Genomic DNA, 19,720 nt, shown 5'->3' on the forward strand with positions numbered 1-19,720 from the left:
GTACAAGCTGGACATACAGGCTCCCAACACCGGAATGATATTCAGGAGGCTTTGTTAAAGTGAACGACATCGAGTCACAGATAACAGATATAGGAATCGAGATATTCAAAGGATATGGTGTGGACGACCTCACGGCGGCGATACTTTCAATACTCAATTTTGAGCCGTATGATATCAGTATGGAAGAGCTTGCCGAAAGAACGGGCTACAGCCTTGCCTCCATAAGCCTCAAGATGAAGAATATCGAGAACTTCTGGGGAATAAAAAGGATACAGAAGCCCGGTTCAAGAAAGATATATTTCCGGATGGAAAAGAATCTCCTGGATGCATTCACCCTTCAGATAAAGAACGGATACGAGGCCGAGCTAAATATTGCCAGAAATAAGATAGCCCCTCTTATAAACAGGTACATAAAAGAAGTTTCTACTGAAGAAGAACGAAAGAGACTTGCTATTTTTGAAAACTATCAACAACAAATTACAAGTTTCGAAGAACTGATTAAGTTCATCTACAACAAAGTAGAACAAATGAAAAAGCATAATAAGTGATATGCCTGTTGTGTCCCTCTCTGAAAGTTCGCAACAGAATCAAGCGTACTCCATACCTTGGTAGGACCTGCAACCAGCATATTTGAAAATGCTGTCACCAACAGCCTGTTTCTTGAGGATGCCATTCATCTTCGTGGTAATATGCCTGATTTTCTGCATGTCGGATTGGTCTTTCATCTCACCTGGCTTAAGTAGCCCCTGACATCGGTTTGCTATTCTGATGTTTTCATGGCATCGGTTGTGTATATTGTCTTCCATTGAAATACTCTCCTTATCCGGTTGGGTGCCAATTTAGTGTGGAATATGTGCATGAACAAGTTGCTATAGTGTGCAAATGTATGTCTGTGCATATATACCTCTAGAAAGCGTGTTGAAAGTATTATAGAAGTAGCTGTGATAATCGCTATTTATATTATAACTGTAATATTACAATTGAGTATTTTTAAGTCATTTATCTCAGGCGAAGTGTTATTGTGAATGTAAAAAAGTGTGAAACTAAAAACTTCCCAGGACTGCGTATAAAGGCTGCGAGGCCAGAGGAGATGAAGTTTGTCATGGGACTGGCAGAGAAGGAAGGATGGAATCCCGGAATTCATGATGGGGAATGTTTTTACCACGCCGACCCTGAAGGTTTCTTTATTGCTGAGCTTAATGGAGAGCCAGTTGGCTGCGTATCGGCAGTATCCTACAACTGCTTGTTCGGATTCGTCGGCCTGTTTATCGTAAAACCTGAACATCGCGGAAAAGGCATCGGTTCAAGCCTCTGGAGCGTTGCTATGGCAAGGCTGGAAGGACAAGTGATGGGGCTTGATGGCGTCCTTGATCAGGAGCCATATTATTCAAAACACGGTTTCCATCCATATTACAGGAACATGCGATTTGAAGGCAGGGGAGGCGAAACGATGCCTTCAGGCCTTCTGCCTCTAAGCGATATGCCCTTTGAGGATATACTTGTTTATGACAGCAAAGCTTTCTCACAACTGCGTCCGGGGTTTCTTGCAGGCTGGGCAGGTCAGGAAGATTCATCGGCCTTTGCTTCTGTTAAAGATGGCTGTTTACAGGGCTATGGGATTCTAAGGAAGTGTCGCAGCGGCTATAAAGTAGGACCCCTTTTCGCAGAAGATATATCCGTAGCTGAGAGACTTTTCCTTGCACTTAGAAGTACTGTACCTGAAAATGAATCTCTATTCCTTGATGTGCCACAACCTAACAAAGATGCCGTCATGATGGCTAACAAGCACGATATGTCCGTTTGCTTTGAGACCATACGCATGTACCGGGGCAAAGCGCCTGATATCGATTTAAAAAAGATTTTTGGGGTAACTACTTTTGAACTGGGATGACTGTCCTTATAATAGCCCATATGAAGCATTAAAAAATCTTCACTTGACAAAAGTACCTATGCGATAATCCGGTTGACTGCTCGTCAAGTGGCTTCCTTCACTTTCTTTATCATCTCCCTGCCAAAGGCGTAAAGGTCTTTCGGACTGCGCGATGTCACCAGATTGCCATCGACGACTACTTCCCTGTCCTCTGTCCGGGCACCGGCAGCTTTCAGGTCATCGATCACTCCTGGCCATGCTGTGGCTTTCCTTCCGCTGACAACACCTGCCGATATGAGCACCTGGGGACCATGACAGATCGCAGCTACAGGTTTATTCTGCTTGAAGAAATGTCTCGTAATTTCCAGTGCGCTTTCATCAAGCCTCATCTTTTCAGGCCCTTTACCTCCTGATATTACAAGCAGGTCGAATTTTGAAGGGTCTATATCCCGGAATGCTGCATCAGCCTCTACAGAGTATCCATGCTTGCCTGTGATATTTCCTTTTTCCATGGATACGATCTGCGCATCAACTCCTTCTTCTTTCAGTCGGTGGTAAGGATAGATAAGTTCCACATCCTCAAATCCATCTGCTCCAAATACTAATGCTTTCAAAACACCTACTCCCATGTTGGTGCATCATACTCTGGGCGTGGATTATATGTAATTTATGGTATGGGACTACATTGAAGAAGAGAACAGTATGCAGTATTACTTTAATGGTATTATCCAGTCGGTGCTGAATAATAGTACTTATCAATGATTTAAGTATCAATAATACTTAGGTTTTTTTATATCTATAGTTCCTAACTTAAATTGTACAGCTGTGCCTTGAAGAGAAAACACCCCCCTTCCGTGGATGCCTCGCAGTTCAAGCTACATATCACAAGCTATGCATGAATTGGGAGGCATCTGCTTCTTACATACAGTAAAGGTGTATTAGAGGATTCAGGGTTTTGGCAGGTTGCCGCAGCCGCAGCTCCTTCCAAGGAAGGTTGATACTCTGTGTCTTAGCTGGTGAATTTCATCATCGGTCATACTTTCCAGCAAATCCTTGTGCTCTTTTTCGATGTGTTCCAGCATGTTCTTCTCAACATCATCCAGATTGTTGCCGATTGCCATGTAATTGCAATTCGCAATGCCTATATCTCCACATTTCACAAGCCTTATTCTCATAATGTAGCCCCCTATTTACCAGGTTTAAAAGTAATGGAGGTAGATAGATATAAAACTAGGTTTTGATCGACATGCTTTTGTCTATTAACTCACCCTGTAAATACGCTTGATGAGTTTGCGGTATAAACCAACATATATAATCTCCCGCTCCAATCCCATAAAGAGGATTCCATGAAAGTAAGTGACCTGAGATCCACACTGGTAATGAGTGCAAGAGAGGAAGCAGTTTTTAGGAATTTCGATCTTCCAAGAGATGCCTTCCATCCTACTCTACTCTTATGAGGGATGCATTGAAATTAAACAAGATGCAATGGAGCACATAAGAAATTTATTACTACTGATATATGTAGATGAATAATTATATTTCTAAATTGTCCTGCAATCATTCAATCTTTACAATCCTCTGAAATTGTCCGATAATACCACCTGTGCAATTCGAGGAGTTTCTGCAGGGTTTTGGAAGGCATCTAAACATATGGCACGCAAAAACAAAAAGTTAAGAGCTAGAATAGACAGACTTGGCCGATTACTGTGGATAATTAAGTAAGGATGTAAGTTGGGTTAATTATAATTAAGTAAGGTTACAATCTTCTTTTCATAAGTCAATTTATAATTTATCCATAATGTTATTTATACATAACGATTTACAGCGTTAACAGTCTAATAGATAGATTTGAGGAAATTGGCTCAAACAATGCATTAGATAGTGGAAAACCAGATATTGCTTTATTTCAAACTTTCAGTATATAGCGTTTATATATATAGCTTATAGTACACAAAGACTATAGACTCAAGAAAAAAGTCTAATGCCATTGAATTTACTGTATATATCTGCCTGAAACCAGAGCTTTTTGAACAAAAAATACATTTATTCTTATAGTATATATGAATATAAATAATTTTAAAAACATTTATCTAACTATAAGCACATTTCGATCCATCTGCAATCGGTTAGCAGGACGAAGAGAATGCCATTGATGACCCTGCAGTCATGAGCTCTCTTTCTCCCTACAATAGATTGTGGTGGTAAGTGCGGTCTAATAACCTTCTATTGTTCATTAAAATTCTCTGAATTTTATTAACATTCCCATAATGCCATTATCAGAAATAGTACTTATAATTTTGACATGGGCTCAGAATGTGGAATGGTATGATTTACATCCTATGCAGTAAAAAAGAAGGGAAAACTGAAGGGAAATATGAATAATAGAGGAAGAACTTTGCAATTAGAGTGTTAATAATTGCCTTCTATGCCCTTTCATACCAAACCCATACAATTTCTCTACATTGCCCTCTGGAATGTCGTCAAATCAATTATAGGGGGTTTCTATGGGCATTCTCATGACTACCATACATCGAGCAGAGTATATTTTCCCACGGAGGCTTTAATCTCTGGATTTAACGTCCCCTTATATTAATTATAATTATCACGAATGTTGGAATTGAGGGTCTATGCTTCTGCCATAACATAGTCCAACAACTATTTAAAGATTTTCACAAAAACTATAAATATATCATATTATATTGTTATATTTATATTAGATTTCTAATATAACAAAGTAATTAAAAAACTCAGAAGTGAAAAAATGACAAGAAAAATACAAATTCGCAAACAAACATATTCTTTCACATTAGATCAAAATGTGGTGCAAGAACTCGATAAAGTTTCTGGAACAACATCAAGATCTGCATGGTTGAATGACTTTCTCCATTCAAACCTATTAAGTGAGACAAACTGAACTGATAACTCTGAGAGCGTTCAAATTTAAACTACAATAACACAGTTAGTTAAAATGGAGAGGTTTTTTACAAGCCCTACAAATCTCATATATAAATATCCATTAAGTTCTAGAAAAGTAAAACGCTCTTAAAAATAAAAAGGTGAAACTAAATGATTCCAAATACAAATAATTTAACTGATAATAAAGCATATAAAGGTTTCGAAGCTACTAAAACTACAGATAAAATCGAAAATAACACAGATAGAATAAAGCAAAAAGCACAGCAAATCTTGGAGACCGGAGATGCTTTCAAGTATATTCTTGATACTTGGAATAAGTACCATGTTGGAGATAGAAATACAGGAGAAATATGCTTCTGTGCAATCGGGTCAACTTACATATTGAATTCCCGTGGAATCCATGTTAAGTTGAATGGTCCAAGTGGTAAAGGAAAAAGTGATGCAGCTGATACCGTCAGTGAATTGATACCTCCTTTTAAGCTCAAAGCGACATCTATCTCTCCCAAAGTTTTATACTATGACAGAACATTAAAAGCAGGAACCTTAATTTGTTCTGATGACATCGAAATAAGTGAACCTATAGCTGAAACTATAAAGAGGTCAACTTCAAACTACCAGCGGGAAACAAAACATGCGACTCTGAAGACTCAAGAGCTTTTGGAATTATCTATTCCTCCAAGAGTATGCTGGATACTCACATCTGTGGATAGTCTTGAAGATGAACAACTCGGGAATAGATTTATTTCTGTAGATATAAACGATACTTTGGAGCAGGATCAACTTGTTTACGATAATATTCTAATCGGAGAAATGAATAACAAGGATATTATGCAGAGTCCTGAGGATGTTCTTGTGTGCAGGCAAATCTTTGAGATAATTGGCGGTGACGACACAACACCTAAACTATACCAAATCGCTATACCTTTTGCCAAATGTATTGATTTTGTAGACAAAAGCAATAGAAGGAATCCAAAAATATTCTTTGATATTATACGAGCAGTTGCCCTTTACCATATAAAACAAAGAGAATTATTTAATGATTTTTATCTTGCAACTGTAGATGATTTCAATCGAGCAAAGGAAATCTATGGAAAAGTGGCCCTTAATAGGAAAACCAATCTCACAGGTCAAGAATTAAAAGTTCTTAAAATGATGGAACAAAATTCAGGTAGTGATATTGGCTACAGTGAAATCGCTAATTACTTGGGTGTAAGTGAAACAAGAGCGAAACAAATCGTTAACGGTAAGAAGGGAAATAGTGGTCTTCTCGCTAAAGTGAAAGGTTTCAATGTAATCGATCAAACTCAACGTATGGGAGATGAAACTTCAAGCATAGACACATCTATCAAAAAGCTTCTCTTCACATATAATCCAAGATTTGATTTTGAAATGAGTAATTTTGTTTCATTAGTAGGATTAGTCGATGAAGCCATCTCTGAATACAAAGCCATCAACAAAGAAAATGTGGAATTAGAAGTGAATATGGATCTTGAGAGTACACATTTCAGCGAAGAGGGATCATTATCTTCCTCCTAACTCTTTTTAATATCAATGCTTATAAGCTCTTAAAGTTCTGTTGCAAAAACAGGAAAACAACTGTATAAATTATATGATGTACTGAGAGATAAAATGACATTAAATTAAATTTTGCCAATTTTTTTATAATTTTTTAAGTTCTTTTCTTTATTTTACCTTATTACACGTGGATAATATCCTACCCATCCCATTATAAGTTAAAAATCACGATTACCAAACTCATAATCTAAGCATGGTGTGGTAATATCGGCATAATTATCAACTATTTGATCTATGTCCTTTCCCATTTTGCAATTCTTTTTACAATCCCTCTGAGTTTTCCCACTCCATCACGCAGATTTCTTGTGTGCCAGTTCATCGATTTTAGAAAAATCAAACTTAGTCTTTTAATAAGTGTTTATTTGCATAGTAAAGAATATTAAATAATTTCTTCAGGACTAAGAACCACTATTTAAATTAGTTCCATAGATAACTTTGTCTTTTCCTCAAATTATAGAGTTAGCTTTTCTAACCTGAACTCAATCTTGTTACCTTTTGTAATAGTTGCTTCTTGAGCAATCTCATAGAGGATTCTACTAATGAACTATTTCCCTTGAAATGAGTGAATTTACAGCTTTTTCTGACTTTGCCGCAAGTCAAAGTTAAATATAGTTAAGTATCAATGAAGCCAGAAAACTTGCAATTAGTCCAAGAACAAAACCAATAATAATGCCTTTATAATATCTGTTATTATTGTACTTTTCAATTTCTATTCTTTCTTTTGTGTCTCCAACTAACGGTCTCACATCCGAATAGTACATACTTTCTAATTTTTCTAACTCTATATCATCTACTATAATTAAATCATCTTTTATTTTAGAAATCTGAGCAAAGATGTCAGAAAATCTTTCGCCTTTTGTTTTTCGTTTCTTTATCTCCAATTCTATATCTTTACATAATTTGAAAATAAGATTTCTCCATTCTGATTTACAGAAGCATTCTAGATCTTTGACGTCTATTGTGTCTAATCTGTTACTTCTTATTAAAATATGCAATTCATTTTCCTTTTGAGTGATATCTTTCTTATCTTCTCTAAACTCTACTTCATATATTTTTATAATCGATTGTATATTTGAAAGAAATCTCCAAACATCGTCGTTTTTTGTGGTAATGGCTTACCATCCCCACAATGGCTTTTTAATTCTTCTAATATAATACGCCTTTTCAGATTCACTGTAGTATATTCTATCTCCCTTGCGCCTTACGTTCTCGGCTTCTCTCCGGGTAGTATAGTATGTCCTTCCGTTTTTTGTGAAAACCGACATATCATTTTATTGACATTCATTATTTATATTTTTTTCATTTTGATTCTGGGTGTTACCAAATCATCTTAGTCTATGCGTCTCCTTATGCAACACATACTTGACAAAGTCTCATTCTGCTGCCACTGCAACATAACTCTACAATTTGTCTATATACTAAGGGTTACTGTGAAATTTAAGAATAATCTCCTTCTAACTTTTATCGTAACCTACCGTAACCTTGAGGGGTGACGGTTAAAACATATACAAGCGGCTCACCATAACCATCGTAACCCTTTTTGGACATATGAGACAAACAGAGAGATAATTTTTTTAAAAAAAACAAACATAATTAAATAAATAATATATTATATATAAAATAATTTATTGATACACTAATATTATATAATATATTAGTTATTGTTTTATTGTGATTCTGGTTGCGGATGCTTCTCTATGTTACCCTGTTTTAGAGTGACGATGGTTACTCTAAACAATTATATCTCCAAAATTTAGTAAATATCTACATATTTACTTCTAGATTTACAGTCACCCTCCAAGGTTACGGTAGGTTACTGTGGTTACTGTTGGAGAGTAAGAACGATTCAAATGGACCACTGTAATCATAGTATGTATTCATCTATGAAAAATGCTAATAAAATTTTTACAAATACTTCAAGGAGTATTTGTACAAAACATTCATCAAAGCAATAGTATAGTTTTATCTGAGCAAGAAATGTAGACACCCATAGAAAGTTCAAATAACATCCATCACATTGTTGTCGGGGTGTATACAACTAAGAAAAAGTGTACGATGTTTTGTACTTGGTACACACAACCCTTTTAATTAAATATTTATAATTAAATTTCCAAAAAATGGTTTCTATGTTTTGTCGTAAAATATTGCAAAAAGTATTAATATGTTCATAACTGTACTATGAATACTAAAAAATGTGAAATTGATGTGAATGGTGCCAGGTTTATTAGATGAAACTTTATTGAATCATACTTATCCACTCGATTTATTTGAATCGATATTTATTATTGTAGTTTCTCTTTTGTCAGTAGCCCTAATTACAAAAAAGTTTATCAAAAACGAGCATTTTGAAGATAGGTCAACGAAAGAAAATTTTATAGTTATTTATTCATTTGCTTTCCTATTTTTGTATTTCGCTTTTGCAATTTTCTTAAAAGAATCTGCGTACTATATCGGATTTACTTTTATCCTGGTGTGCGAAGTTTTATTTTTGCAGTCGCTGAGAGTTTCACGCATTAAAAAGACATCTAGTTATCCAGAAAAATATCAGTATAATTCTACAATTGCATTTATTAGTACATCTTTAATCAGTGTATTATATTTACTTTTTATTTTCATTATCGTTGTAAAATCTAGCTTTTCAATTGACGAAGCTAATGTAAATATTTTTGGGACTCTACTTTTAATTGCTGTCTTTAATACACTATATGGAATTTCTATTGAAGATAATTTAACTCAGCATTATCAATTACATGCATATTCTTATTTGTTTATTGTTATTGCAGTTTTTTTAACTATCATGGAAAAATCATGGTTTACAACATCATTTTTTAATTTAACTGCATATTTTTTAAGCCTGTTTTCTGCAAAGGAAATATCTCTACATAAAGATAATAAGTTTTATAGCTCGACTTTTAAAGTTATGCTTATTATACTTGTTCTAACAGGTTTTATATCTAGTGCATATATATCTTCGTACATACCGATAGTAACTTTCACTGCAATCGGTTTGTTAGTTGTCGCTTCTTTAGTAACTTTGAAAGATAAAAAGTATGATGAGACACAGCAGATTTATCTCTTTTGGGTTATTGTTTTGTGTTGTATTATACTTTATTTTCTACTGTCAGGTAAGATTTTTATACTTAGTTACTTTTATGATGTTTTTATAGGGCTATTGGCTTAAACTGACTTTTTTCCACAACTCCAACCTTTCTTTTACATGAGAATTCAAGGTAAATGACTTATTAGCTTTGGCATTTAGAATATTCATAGAAATTGAATCATAAGCGATCCATAAAAAGAATGTGATGATTTTTCATCACACAAAAGTGAAATTAATATCTCTTGATGTTATGAAGGAGTCTTCTTTAAAGATTTAAGATGATTTCTAGCGGCTTCAGCTGCGGCCTTTTTAACTTGTGTTCCTTTTCCCGTGGACACAAGTGAACCATAACTTTCGAGTCCAACAATGTATTCTTTATCATGATCTGGGCCGTTTTCCTCAATCAGAGAATAATTAACGTTATCTACATCATACTTTTCTTGTACTCTACCTTTCGGATTTGAATCTGGCATTTCTCCCAAAGCATTTTCAAGATCAAAGAATTTATTCACAAACTCTTTTGATTTAGAAATTCCTTGATCAAGGTAAATTGCCCCTATGAGTGCTTCGATCACATCTGCATATACATCATCAATATTCAGTAGATCTCCATGGATTATATGCTCCTTAAGGTTAAGTCTACGTGCTACAGGAACTAAACTTTCGTTCAGCTATATGCTTTGTATTGTTTACAACACATGTAATCATTACACAACTCACAAGCCATGCATCTAGTGAATAGAATACTAATCAAAGAGTATGGCTTTATGTTACCTATAACTTTCAGGTAATGTTCATATTAAAAAGCAGAAAGTGAAGTTCTTTTAAGTTGGCATACATATCCAAATTAAAAGCAAGTGTAGCTATTTCGATTCATTTTGAAGTGCCCATTTCTGTTCTAACAATTGATGTAAGGGAGATGTTTTTAAGTTTTTGATGAACTCTTCATTCGAAATATACCAGGAACATTTGTAATCAGAATAAGAGATAATATGCTTTTTCTGTAAATATTCAAATATATGTAGCCTGAAGTTAATACTCTTATATTTAATCTTTTCACATACTCGGTAAGGATTTTCTATATAAACAGGCTTATCGGCAATAAAATCACATATTTTAATAATAGCAGTATGTGCAATTTCGGGATTATATAAGCTGAGATCTGTTAAATATTGAATATTGCCTTTCTCTAGTTCCAACTCATTTATTAACTGGTCAATAATTTGCTTTTCATTTGCAATATTACTTAATTCACAAGTATTTGACTTGATTTTTAAGGAATCGAGAGGAATTATTGTTTCTTGCTGTATTATCTTTGATATAAACAGTTGGTTGCATAATTGGATTTCATCTTGGAGCGCATTAAAGAATATTTGCTCTTCAACATCTTTTTGAATTATATTTTCAATATCGGTGTTTATTATTTCTTTTATAATCTTGTCTTCATTCTTTTTATCAAAGGCTATCTGTTCCATCCACTGCTCAAATTCAAACAAGCATTGAGGTAATTTCCTTAATCCTTTTCCTTTCAGCACTTTATCTATGAAATGATCTATAGTGATTTCACAACCATAGCCTTCTTCAAAAGATCCATTGGGAATATAAAGTATGAAATTATCTCCCATATCTAAAAACAGAGGTTTTTTTGTATTAAGTATCCATTGACGTGCTCGTTTCCAATAATATTTATAAAAAACAATATCTGATTTTGAATCGTACACACGATAAAGAGTAATATCGATAATGCGTTTACGTGGTTTTTTTAACTTTTCTTCAGGAGCAGGATTCGTAGCATCAAACAACCAGACCATATCACTATAAAAGGTCTCTCTAGCCTCTATATCTATTTGGCTTATCTTTGAATGTTGAAGTTCAATAACTAGATTCTCTTTATTTTTGATATCTGCTACGTGGCGTATGCCATTTTTTTCAATTATAACTTCACAATAATCACTGTGAACTTTCTCTTTCCATCCCAAATGCCAATCCGTTTCTTTGCCATATTCGCTACAAAAGGTGCCTGGTGGATGAGAGAAATAAGGAATTTTTTGACTGCCGCAGTTATGCCTCAAAGGCCTTTCATTTAATGGGTCACAAAATGGACAAAAAACTTTAATTTGACTCACTTTTAAAGAAGGAGATGCTTTTACTTTCTGCCCATCAACTGTTTTTGCATAAAGCATAAACTTGATATGGTAGCTGCATTAGTTAAATTTAACCACCTGATATTTTTGTTATGTAGAGTATCAATTAAGATTAACATCACCTACTAAAATATGTGTTTGTCATCGATATTAAAAAACCATTTAGAATTGTTGTTACCTTGTTTTAACGCTTCGAGAATTTCTCAGAACCATTTTTTATTGATATCATGCACTATAGAAACCTTACTTTTCCTCATTGCCATTAACACAACCTGTTTTTGGGAATTAAATTTGTTTTCATTAAGGAATCTTAACTAGATTAACCGCAGTGAAGATTTCTTAATTATGTTCAAATTGCACTCCCCTCACTATTAGAAGGGGTTATAGGTAAGGCCAATAAACCGAACTTTAAATAATAATTTATATGTATTTGCAAATGAAAGTGTAAAAAAGCAGAGCTCTTAAAAAATATACTTCTGTATTATTTCAAAAATAGAAATAAAAAGTATGAGATTTGGAAACTTTTTGTCTTCAAATTAACTCATAACATTCATCCCACTCAAAATACATCGATTCAGGTTCAATACTCCCATAGCCTTTTTCTGCTAAGTAATTACGAACTTTTGTCAATGCATCAGATTGAATATCTTCAATCACATCTTCAATTTCCATCGGATAACAATAATAGGGGTCAGGATTAGTATATACTTCAAAAAAAGCATTAACATCAAACATATGTTTATCCGAACCATCATTGTAAACGACATTTATATCATCAACATATATCGCTTGGTTTTCATATTTAACTAGAACAAATGAAACATTTTCAATTTCGGGGATATAATAATTAAAGCTTAAATCAGAAATATCAAATCTAAACTTTGATAAAATATCCTTTATTTTTTCATTCAAACGTTTTTTGTTCTCATCTCCCAAATTAGAGAATTTTTCCTTACATTTAATTATCGAATTAAGATTAACAGAGATAGGTTCAGCAAGAATTGAATTTATTTCAGCTTTATTTTCTAGTTCTAAATACGAAATATTAATTGTGTTTATTTTTACAGAAATTGGAACATGTGACTTGTCAAGAATGTAATTCAAAAATGGTGTGAATTCAATGTCACCCGTTCTTGGATTCTCACTTTTAAAGTCTATTATTTCTATGTCTATTCCGGTCTGTTCTTTGAATTCAAGGATGGTTTGGTCGGATTTAAAGTCTTTTTGATTGGTAGTCAGGAAAAAAATATGATCCATATCAGGATTACAGTGTGTTTTGACATAATCTATTATTGAAAACCAAATTACAGTGTCTTTGAAACCATCATCACCAACTGGGCGATTGTTTTTTTTATCATCAAATTTTGGTTTGAAAGGTAACTCCTTTTTGATTGATTTATCTATAATTGTAGGAAGATGTTCATTATTGCAGTAAGGGATTATTTCAACACCATACTTTGAAAAGAAGTTAATACCAGCTAATTCAAGGGTGTGAGATACGGTTTCATCATGAATTTTTTTTAATATATTATGTAATTCTGTTTCTTCAAGATGTTTAATTTGATTTTGAAATTTACTAATTTCTGCTTTTATGAAATATTCTTTTATAGAATATATCTCATCAACAACTAGTTTTGGAATCAAAATTTTGATAGCTTTGTAACCAGAAAATACTTTATTGAAACCGTTTCTTAAATATAGCAAATCACGCATCAAAATAATTTCAAAAATGTTGTAGCTAACTTTGTTGCTATAAAATAAGTTAGTGTCTAAAAATAAGTAATAAGACTCTATTTTCCTCTCACTAAATTTTTCTGGTGATTTCGTTAACATAAAATAAATAATTAACTTTCTCCTATATATTCTGTTCTAGATGAGAACAAAATAACTCATCATATGCTTTCCCACAACTCTAACCTTTCCTTGACATGAGCATTCAAGGTAAACGCCATATTAGCTTCAGCGTTCTTCTTCATGTAATGCAGAGTACCCTTTGAAAATCCCATGTTTTCCCAATCAGTATAGGATATGCTTAATATTTTCTGCCTGATATCATCTGAATCCGGTCTTTCAATTGTATATACAGGTTTGCAGAAATCACCAGACTTTTTCTTTTCAACAAGATACTGAGCAAGCTCCCTAGTCTTCAATAATAGAGCATAACTCCACATTACAGACTGCTTCTGATATGGAATTTTCTTTTTCATCCACTTATTGAACTCTTCAGTTACCTTCTTTGCTCCTGAAGGCTTTAGCCTGAGAGAATAACTTTCAGTCCTGATAAAGTCCTTATTATTCATTTTTCCTGATTCAATCAGGTTGATAACTGCAAGATCAAAAAAGGAATCTGAAAGGCTCGTGAAGATCATATGCTAAACTGTTCTTGCTTGGATTCATTTCATGCAAGAACTTGACATGAGAATCAAGACCAACATAGTTAATTACTTTCAGGTATTCAGTTTCAAGCAATTAATAGCCATATTGAGCAGGCTCTTGATGTAAAAAAGGCTCAGGAGTTCATTTGAAGAAAAAAACAAAGGAAGGGGACTTAAATTTCAATTCTAAACTAATGAAAACAATTATTAAAAGTGCAATTTAAATCAAACTTATGAATTTTTCATCAACATCTTTATAATGAAAGTGATTATTGGCATGCATTGGGAGGAATCCTTTAAAAGGTTTTTAATAACCTTGAACTTAGAACATAACCACGTTTTTCCTGTTTTTTCCTCATCAAGAATTTCGTCGAGAATGCTGATTATTTCTTCTTTATTATCAGCGTCATCATTTTGAACAATTGATTTAATATCCTCTATTGAATCATCAATTGTCGATTTAAGAAATTCAACAATAATTTCATTTTTTTGTTCAATCGATATATTGTTAATGTTACTAGTATTGATCACAATACCAGATGGAATGCTTTCTTTTTTAACGGTTTCAAGCTGAAAACTTTCTATATCATATGCACCAATTACATTGGAGATATCGTGTACAATAGAAATTTGTATTTTTAAGCTTTTGATAAATAGTTTAAATATAGTTTGGTTTTCAGAAGGGTTTATTTCTTTAGGGATATAACTCAATAAACCGATGCAGTCTATGATTTTAATGTATTCAGCTTTAAAACAATCTAAATTCGATGGTGCATGCTTTTCAACTACTTTCATAGATTCATTATACCATAAATTATACGTATTTCTTAAAATATCTTGTGAATTTGAATAAACGCCTTCTGGGATGCCCCAATAATATACTGATTTTTTGTTTGGTCCAAATGACCTTATGTCGTTGGAGATATCTAACGTTAAGAAATAATTTTTTGCACTCCTTTCTATCTCCCATGAAGTATCTAAAAGCCTTTTGACTTTATCATCTAGGTGTGAATACATAACTTTTCTTTTAAGCGTTTTTAGTTATTAATATATTATGTTTAATGCTGCAACTAAGAGCGTACAAAAAATTGAGATAACTATAAATCTTCACTATTATGAGGAGATATAGTTAACAAGAAAAAACGGAACTTTCCAATAAAATTATGAATATATATATGTCTGTAATTTTACAAGATATTATATTCCCTATTTCTTAACCAAGCATGATGAAAATATCTTTAAATACACAGCAGAATAATATATAGTATTACTTCTTTTTTAAAAGAGATTATATGAACTTAAAATCCTGCTTTGATAAGTCTTCAATCAAAAAAGTAAACCATAATAAAAGCAAAATACCTTTAAATAGCGAGTTTTATTTTAAAATTGGGAGCTACTTTCTTTTAGCAGGTGTTTGCATTTTACTCATCCCAATTACATCTAATACTGAATTAATGTTTTCCGATGCAAATAGCGCCCGTTACATGATTAGCACTTTGATTCAAAGTGAAGCGGCTATTTTTGGAGTTGTTATAACATTAAGTTTGGTTGTAGTCCAACTAAGTGCAAGTTCTTTTTCACCAAGAGTTACAGAGATATTTATGAATTTTAAAAAAAACCCTGACTTTTACGTGTTAATACTAATTTATTTAGGGGTCATGGTTTATAGTACCTTAATATTAAAAATTATTACCGATGATTTAAATTATGGACAAAACTTTGATATTCAAACATGTATTTGGAGTACTTTTTTTCTTGCTTTTTTTGCATTTCTTGCACTTATTATCTACATAAAACGTACAATGAATTTATTGAAACCACAAAACATCATTAATATCTTATCTGAACACATAACATCTGAAAACCTTGAAGAATATCTTGTTAAAGCCATTGGATACAAAATATTGTTAGAACCATCTAGGTTTAAAATAATAACTCATATCAAGTACAAAATAGACTCGTTGAGTTATCTGTTAGGTATTACCAACTATGATAAAGAAGATGATGATCCTCTTTTGCCATTAGTAGATATAATTCGGGGTTCTTTGATGAAATATGATTATGAAACATCTACAAAGGCACTTAAAACACTCGAAGATAAAATTGTCAATTTAATTGAAGAAGATGACTTTGATACTTTAAAATACTGCCGATATGCACCTAAAGATGTGGACTATTCTAAAATATCAGTTGGGGCAGCAAACTTCAAAGAATATCAACATTATCTAATAAAGAAAATCTACAAAAATATTTTTAATCACTTTGAAAGGATGGGACAATTAGCAATAAAGCATCTTGACTATCACTCATCTAGAGAAATTATTACAATCATAAGCCATTTAATAAATAAAATTTTGGAAAAAGAAAGTGTAAACGATCAGGCAAAGGCAACAATTAATGAAGGTTTACTTTCTTTACAAACAATAGGAATAACCGCTTCTGAGAACAATATGAATGATATTGTTACGGATGTTTCAAAAGAGATTCTAGAAATTGGTCATCTTTGTATATCACAACAGCTAGGTTCCAATGCACATAAATCTTGTGAGATATTAATTAAATTAAATCCTAACTCTGTCCATACATGGTTATTTGCGGGAGACACAGCTTTTTTGTTGGAAATGTATACTAACGCAATTAATGCTTTTAAAAAAGCCAACGAAATTGAAGAAACTCCGCAAGCTTACTCCAAATTAAAGAATATTTATAAAAAATTAGGGTTTAAGAATGAAGAAGAAGTTGCTTTAAGTGAAGAACTTTCTCTTTTGAAGAAGGAGGCATATAAAACAGACATTTCTTCAATAATTGATGATTTAGGTACCAGCTAGGCATAATCAACCAACCTCTTCACTGCCGGAGTGTTCAAATTCAAATCTCCATTTTCTCTTATCCTTTGCTTAATCCCCTGAAACCTGCTCCTAGAAACTCCCATAACTTCTGCTTCTGTTTGTGACATTCTTAGTACCTTTTCCTAATCTCTTGCATATTGATAAATTCCTGAAGTTTCTTATGAAACCAATTAAACAATAAAATAAATATATTTTTGTCGTTGCCAGTTATTTCAAAATAAGAGATGGCGTTAGATATGTAAACAAAGCATTACTTGTTGTTGCCGCCGTTAGAGAAAATGGTTACAGAGATATTGGGTTGAAAATAGCTGATAATGAAAAATCGATGTTCCGGGAAGATATTTTGTTGATTTAACAGAGAGAGGATTAAAGGGTATAAAATTGGTTGTTTCTGATGTCACAAAGGGATTCAGAAAGCAATAGATGGGCAGCGTAACTAATTTTCTGTAAAATACAATAGTCCTGTACCTCTTAGAATAATTGGACAAACTAAGAAGGTACAGAACCATGAATCTATATGACCTTTTAGAAGATTATTTTGTCGATAGTGAAGATGCTGTAAAGACTCTTATAACCTGTTTCTTGAACCATGTTATGGAAGTTGAGGCCTTACAGCAATCCGGTGCAGGAAAATATGAAGGCAGTGTCTCACATTTGCTGTAAATTCCCTATACCTCTATTTGTTCTTATTCTTCCATAGATAAATATCTGTTTCCTGTGATCCATTCTTCATTGATATCTATCAATATTGAGACTTGCAGTCTCAATAGCGACTCATCATTAGAGAATGCCCCAATGACCTTACTTCTCCTTTTGAAACAGTAATCAGATTATGATTTTCAAAAATTCCGAAAATACTAACAACCTAAATAAATAGCATAATAATAGCATAATCTAAGAAATGACAAAAAATCTAACAGTCTGCTTTGAATTTAATTATTTACCACAACAGTGCTTATATTTTTTATTTGAACCACACCAACATCGATTGTTTTTACTCAACCTTCCGGTTTCTAGTTTTTCACGGATAATTTCAGTCGGATTTTTTTTTCTCATCGGTTTTTCGGCATGGTCGATCTCACCTTGAAGATAAGAATAGTACTTTTCAATACCTGAACTATATCCATGTATCAGTGTAAATTTTGATGGAGGCAGATCACTTGTTTTTGAAAGTGTACCATGATTCAAAAAATAACCTAGAAAATCAATTTCATCGAGTGAACTGATTTCTCGAGTTTGCTCCAAATTGACTCGCTCTATCAGATATTTAATGAAGTCATCTGAATTCTCTAATATTTCAGTTATAATTAACAAATCGTATATGCTTACGGCAAATGGATAATGATTGCCACACAACAGTTCTGAATCCCATAATTTTACTGTGTTTAGAGAAGTTGAATATTCTTGGAACGATTCTAAAGTGATATTGACAAGAAAAATATGATTGTAGTCTCCTTTTTTGATTTTCATGATTTCTTTTTGATTTTTACGATTGCTATCATAGAAAACTACTTGGTCTGAGCTCGAAATATATTTAAGTGCTCTTTTCGACTGCTCAAAAGCATCAGTGATATTTTTCTTGAAGTCACCTTTAGATACTGTTAAAATATCCTTCCTTCCAGCAATACTCCGTCTCTTTTTAGCTTTAATTTCTACAAGAAGCAAATTATCATTGTATGAAACGATTCCATCAATTTCAGGATCTTTATCTTCCTCTTCTTCATTAATGGGATAATAAAGATTCTCATGAATTGTAGCAGTTGGAAAGATGTTATTCAACAGTTCAAATGATTTTTGTGCAAAATACTTACCTTTTATTTTAGCATAGTTGTTGAACTCTTTTTCAGAAAATAGCGATTCTATAATAGGGATAACATTTCTTACAAGATGCGGGGTCAAAAAACAATAGTAATTTCCATCTATAGATATGATTGGTTTTAAATCAGTTTTGCTTTCGTCTAGAGGTAACGTCCAATGTTTATTGCAACCAAATGTTAAAGACAACAAATTAAGAACATTTTCGTTTATTCTATTATTGACAATTATTTTATAGCTCTCCTTGGAACCAATACTCATTACATCTTGTTGGTATTGTTCTAGTAACTCCTCACCGATATAACTTATATACTCATCAATTTGAGTTTTAAGATCATCGGATTCTTCAAAATTCTCCTTTGCAAATTTAAGAAAATCATCGTGTCTTTCTTTCGATTTGGTTGCTTTATCCTTCATAAAAGCAATTTTTTGCCTTTCGACTTCATCAATAGTTTTAAAGTATTCTTCTATTGTGAATCCGTATTTCTTCAAAACTCCTTCTAATCGAGAATCAGAAAATAACTCTAAAGATATTTTCTTATAGTGAAGAGGGAACGCATCACCCCTGATAAGCAAAAAATTGGTGATTGTTTTATAAAGAATTTTTTTTTCAATTGGGTTTAACGATTCATCTAAGTAATTATCGTACAGTAAATAATCACGTAGAGCGTTATGAAAATCATCCAGAATCTCAAGTAACTTCTTAATATATTCATAATTTGAAGTTTCACGATAATATTCATATTTATTTTTTAAAATTATATTTTGAACTATCTCAACTTCCAATTGGCTATTAGTAGATTCATATTCACTATATTGTTCTGGATTAACAATCAAATTCTCTGTTGTAACATACCCTAAAGCATCTAAAGGATTAAAATGATCTAAAATTAATGTCTCTATTTCAGAGAGTAAATTATACATTTTCTGTTTTATTAACGGAAAATCAACTATCATCTTTTGCTTTACGTCTTTATTATCATCCTCACTCAAATTAGATTTATAAATTATTGACCGACCTTTTCGTTTTATGGTTATAGGTCCACACTCTATAACTTCATCATATTTGCTCATAA

At 32.7% G+C, this 19,720-nt stretch carries 16 protein-coding genes and 2 pseudogenes; 6 read left to right on the forward strand and 12 right to left on the reverse strand.

Annotated elements, in window-relative coordinates; all coding sequences use genetic code 11:
• Positions 1-59 precede the first annotated feature (59 nt).
• Positions 60-548, forward strand: a complete 489-nt coding sequence (locus tag QZZ22_RS02325) for a hypothetical protein (protein WP_292462295.1) — start codon at positions 60-62, stop codon at positions 546-548.
• Between the two features lie 39 nt (positions 549-587).
• Here the strand turns inward: QZZ22_RS02325 and QZZ22_RS02330 are convergent, their stop codons facing one another.
• On the reverse strand, positions 588-806 hold the full coding sequence (locus QZZ22_RS02330) for a hypothetical protein (RefSeq protein WP_292462297.1): 219 nt from the start codon (positions 804-806) through the stop codon (positions 588-590).
• A gap of 215 nt (positions 807-1,021) precedes the next feature.
• Between QZZ22_RS02330 and QZZ22_RS02335 the strand changes: the two genes are divergently transcribed.
• Complete coding sequence (locus QZZ22_RS02335) at positions 1,022-1,891, forward strand: GNAT family N-acetyltransferase (protein ID WP_292462299.1); 870 nt, start codon at positions 1,022-1,024, stop codon at positions 1,889-1,891.
• Positions 1,892-1,974: 83 nt separating this feature from the next.
• Here the strand turns inward: QZZ22_RS02335 and QZZ22_RS02340 are convergent, their stop codons facing one another.
• Both QZZ22_RS02340 and QZZ22_RS02345 read right to left on the reverse strand, forming a co-directional pair.
• On the reverse strand, positions 1,975-2,484 hold the full coding sequence (locus QZZ22_RS02340; RefSeq protein WP_292462301.1) for a type 1 glutamine amidotransferase domain-containing protein: 510 nt from the start codon (positions 2,482-2,484) through the stop codon (positions 1,975-1,977).
• A 333-nt stretch (positions 2,485-2,817) separates the two neighbouring features.
• Entirely contained in the window at positions 2,818-3,045 is a 228-nt protein-coding gene (locus QZZ22_RS02345) for a DUF1059 domain-containing protein (protein WP_292462303.1), read from the reverse strand.
• Positions 3,046-4,936: 1,891 nt separating this feature from the next.
• Between QZZ22_RS02345 and QZZ22_RS02350 the strand changes: the two genes are divergently transcribed.
• Positions 4,937-6,322 (forward strand): hypothetical protein, encoded by a 1,386-nt coding sequence (locus QZZ22_RS02350; protein ID WP_292462305.1) that lies wholly within the window; start codon positions 4,937-4,939, stop codon positions 6,320-6,322.
• Between the two features lie 641 nt (positions 6,323-6,963).
• Here QZZ22_RS02350 and QZZ22_RS02355 read toward each other — a convergent pair.
• Entirely contained in the window at positions 6,964-7,242 is a 279-nt protein-coding gene (locus QZZ22_RS02355) for a hypothetical protein (RefSeq protein ID WP_292462307.1), read from the reverse strand.
• 1,328 nt (positions 7,243-8,570) lie between these two features.
• Between QZZ22_RS02355 and QZZ22_RS02360 the strand changes: the two genes are divergently transcribed.
• A complete protein-coding gene (locus QZZ22_RS02360) occupies positions 8,571-9,542 on the forward strand; it encodes a hypothetical protein (protein WP_292462309.1) in 972 nt (323 codons plus the stop codon).
• 167 nt (positions 9,543-9,709) lie between these two features.
• On the opposite strand, the gene QZZ22_RS02365 is transcribed toward QZZ22_RS02360, so the two are convergent.
• The 6 genes from QZZ22_RS02365 to QZZ22_RS02390 form a co-directional block, all read right to left on the reverse strand.
• Positions 9,710-10,036, reverse strand: coding sequence for a putative dsRNA-binding protein (locus QZZ22_RS02365; protein WP_292462310.1), 327 nt, complete (start codon positions 10,034-10,036; stop codon positions 9,710-9,712).
• 288 nt (positions 10,037-10,324) lie between these two features.
• Positions 10,325-11,644, reverse strand: a complete 1,320-nt coding sequence (locus tag QZZ22_RS02370) for a hypothetical protein (protein WP_292462312.1) — start codon at positions 11,642-11,644, stop codon at positions 10,325-10,327.
• Between the two features lie 492 nt (positions 11,645-12,136).
• Positions 12,137-13,438 (reverse strand): PIN domain-containing protein, encoded by a 1,302-nt coding sequence (locus tag QZZ22_RS02375; RefSeq protein WP_292462314.1) that lies wholly within the window; start codon positions 13,436-13,438, stop codon positions 12,137-12,139.
• Between the two features lie 59 nt (positions 13,439-13,497).
• Complete coding sequence (locus QZZ22_RS02380) at positions 13,498-13,905, reverse strand: CRISPR-associated protein Cas1 (protein WP_292462316.1); 408 nt, start codon at positions 13,903-13,905, stop codon at positions 13,498-13,500.
• 34 nt (positions 13,906-13,939) lie between these two features.
• On the reverse strand, positions 13,940-14,074 hold the full coding sequence (locus tag QZZ22_RS02385) for a CRISPR-associated endonuclease Cas1 (protein ID WP_292462319.1): 135 nt from the start codon (positions 14,072-14,074) through the stop codon (positions 13,940-13,942).
• A gap of 137 nt (positions 14,075-14,211) precedes the next feature.
• Entirely contained in the window at positions 14,212-14,997 is a 786-nt protein-coding gene (locus tag QZZ22_RS02390) for a hypothetical protein (RefSeq protein WP_292462321.1), read from the reverse strand.
• Positions 14,998-15,272: 275 nt separating this feature from the next.
• Between QZZ22_RS02390 and QZZ22_RS02395 the strand changes: the two genes are divergently transcribed.
• Positions 15,273-16,808: a DUF2254 family protein gene (locus QZZ22_RS02395; protein WP_292462324.1), complete on the forward strand. Its 1,536-nt coding sequence runs from the start codon at positions 15,273-15,275 to the stop codon at positions 16,806-16,808.
• Positions 16,809-17,336: 528 nt separating this feature from the next.
• Positions 17,337-17,480 (forward strand): annotated as a pseudogene (locus QZZ22_RS02400) (IS256 family transposase); the annotation flags it as partial.
• Positions 17,481-17,515: 35 nt separating this feature from the next.
• Here QZZ22_RS02400 and QZZ22_RS02405 read toward each other — a convergent pair.
• Both QZZ22_RS02405 and QZZ22_RS02410 read right to left on the reverse strand, forming a co-directional pair.
• A pseudogene (locus tag QZZ22_RS02405) lies at positions 17,516-17,644 on the reverse strand (transposase); the annotation flags it as partial.
• 121 nt (positions 17,645-17,765) lie between these two features.
• Positions 17,766-19,718, reverse strand: a complete 1,953-nt coding sequence (locus QZZ22_RS02410; protein ID WP_292462326.1) for an SEC-C domain-containing protein — start codon at positions 19,716-19,718, stop codon at positions 17,766-17,768.
• Between the last annotated feature and the right edge of the window lie 2 nt (positions 19,719-19,720).

This window comes from Methanolobus sp., assembly GCF_016278365.1.
GTDB lineage: Archaea > Halobacteriota > Methanosarcinia > Methanosarcinales > Methanosarcinaceae > Methanolobus.

What these genes read in the sequence shown, in the direction of transcription:
- QZZ22_RS02330 (WP_292462297.1), bottom strand. Translation starts at nt 806, where the DNA reads ATGGAAGACAATATACACAACCGATGCCATGAAAACATCAGAATAGCA.
- QZZ22_RS02345 (WP_292462303.1), bottom strand. Translation starts at nt 3,045, where the DNA reads ATGAGAATAAGGCTTGTGAAATGTGGAGATATAGGCATTGCGAATTGC.
- QZZ22_RS02350 (WP_292462305.1), top strand. Translation starts at nt 4,937, where the DNA reads ATGATTCCAAATACAAATAATTTAACTGATAATAAAGCATATAAAGGT.
- QZZ22_RS02360 (WP_292462309.1), top strand. Translation starts at nt 8,571, where the DNA reads ATGGTGCCAGGTTTATTAGATGAAACTTTATTGAATCATACTTATCCA.
- QZZ22_RS02370 (WP_292462312.1), bottom strand. Translation starts at nt 11,644, where the DNA reads ATGCTTTATGCAAAAACAGTTGATGGGCAGAAAGTAAAAGCATCTCCT.
- QZZ22_RS02375 (WP_292462314.1), bottom strand. Translation starts at nt 13,438, where the DNA reads ATGTTAACGAAATCACCAGAAAAATTTAGTGAGAGGAAAATAGAGTCT.
- QZZ22_RS02380 (WP_292462316.1), bottom strand. Translation starts at nt 13,905, where the DNA reads ATGAATAATAAGGACTTTATCAGGACTGAAAGTTATTCTCTCAGGCTA.
- QZZ22_RS02390 (WP_292462321.1), bottom strand. Translation starts at nt 14,997, where the DNA reads ATGTATTCACACCTAGATGATAAAGTCAAAAGGCTTTTAGATACTTCA.
- QZZ22_RS02395 (WP_292462324.1), top strand. Translation starts at nt 15,273, where the DNA reads ATGAACTTAAAATCCTGCTTTGATAAGTCTTCAATCAAAAAAGTAAAC.
- QZZ22_RS02410 (WP_292462326.1), bottom strand. Translation starts at nt 19,718, where the DNA reads ATGAGCAAATATGATGAAGTTATAGAGTGTGGACCTATAACCATAAAA.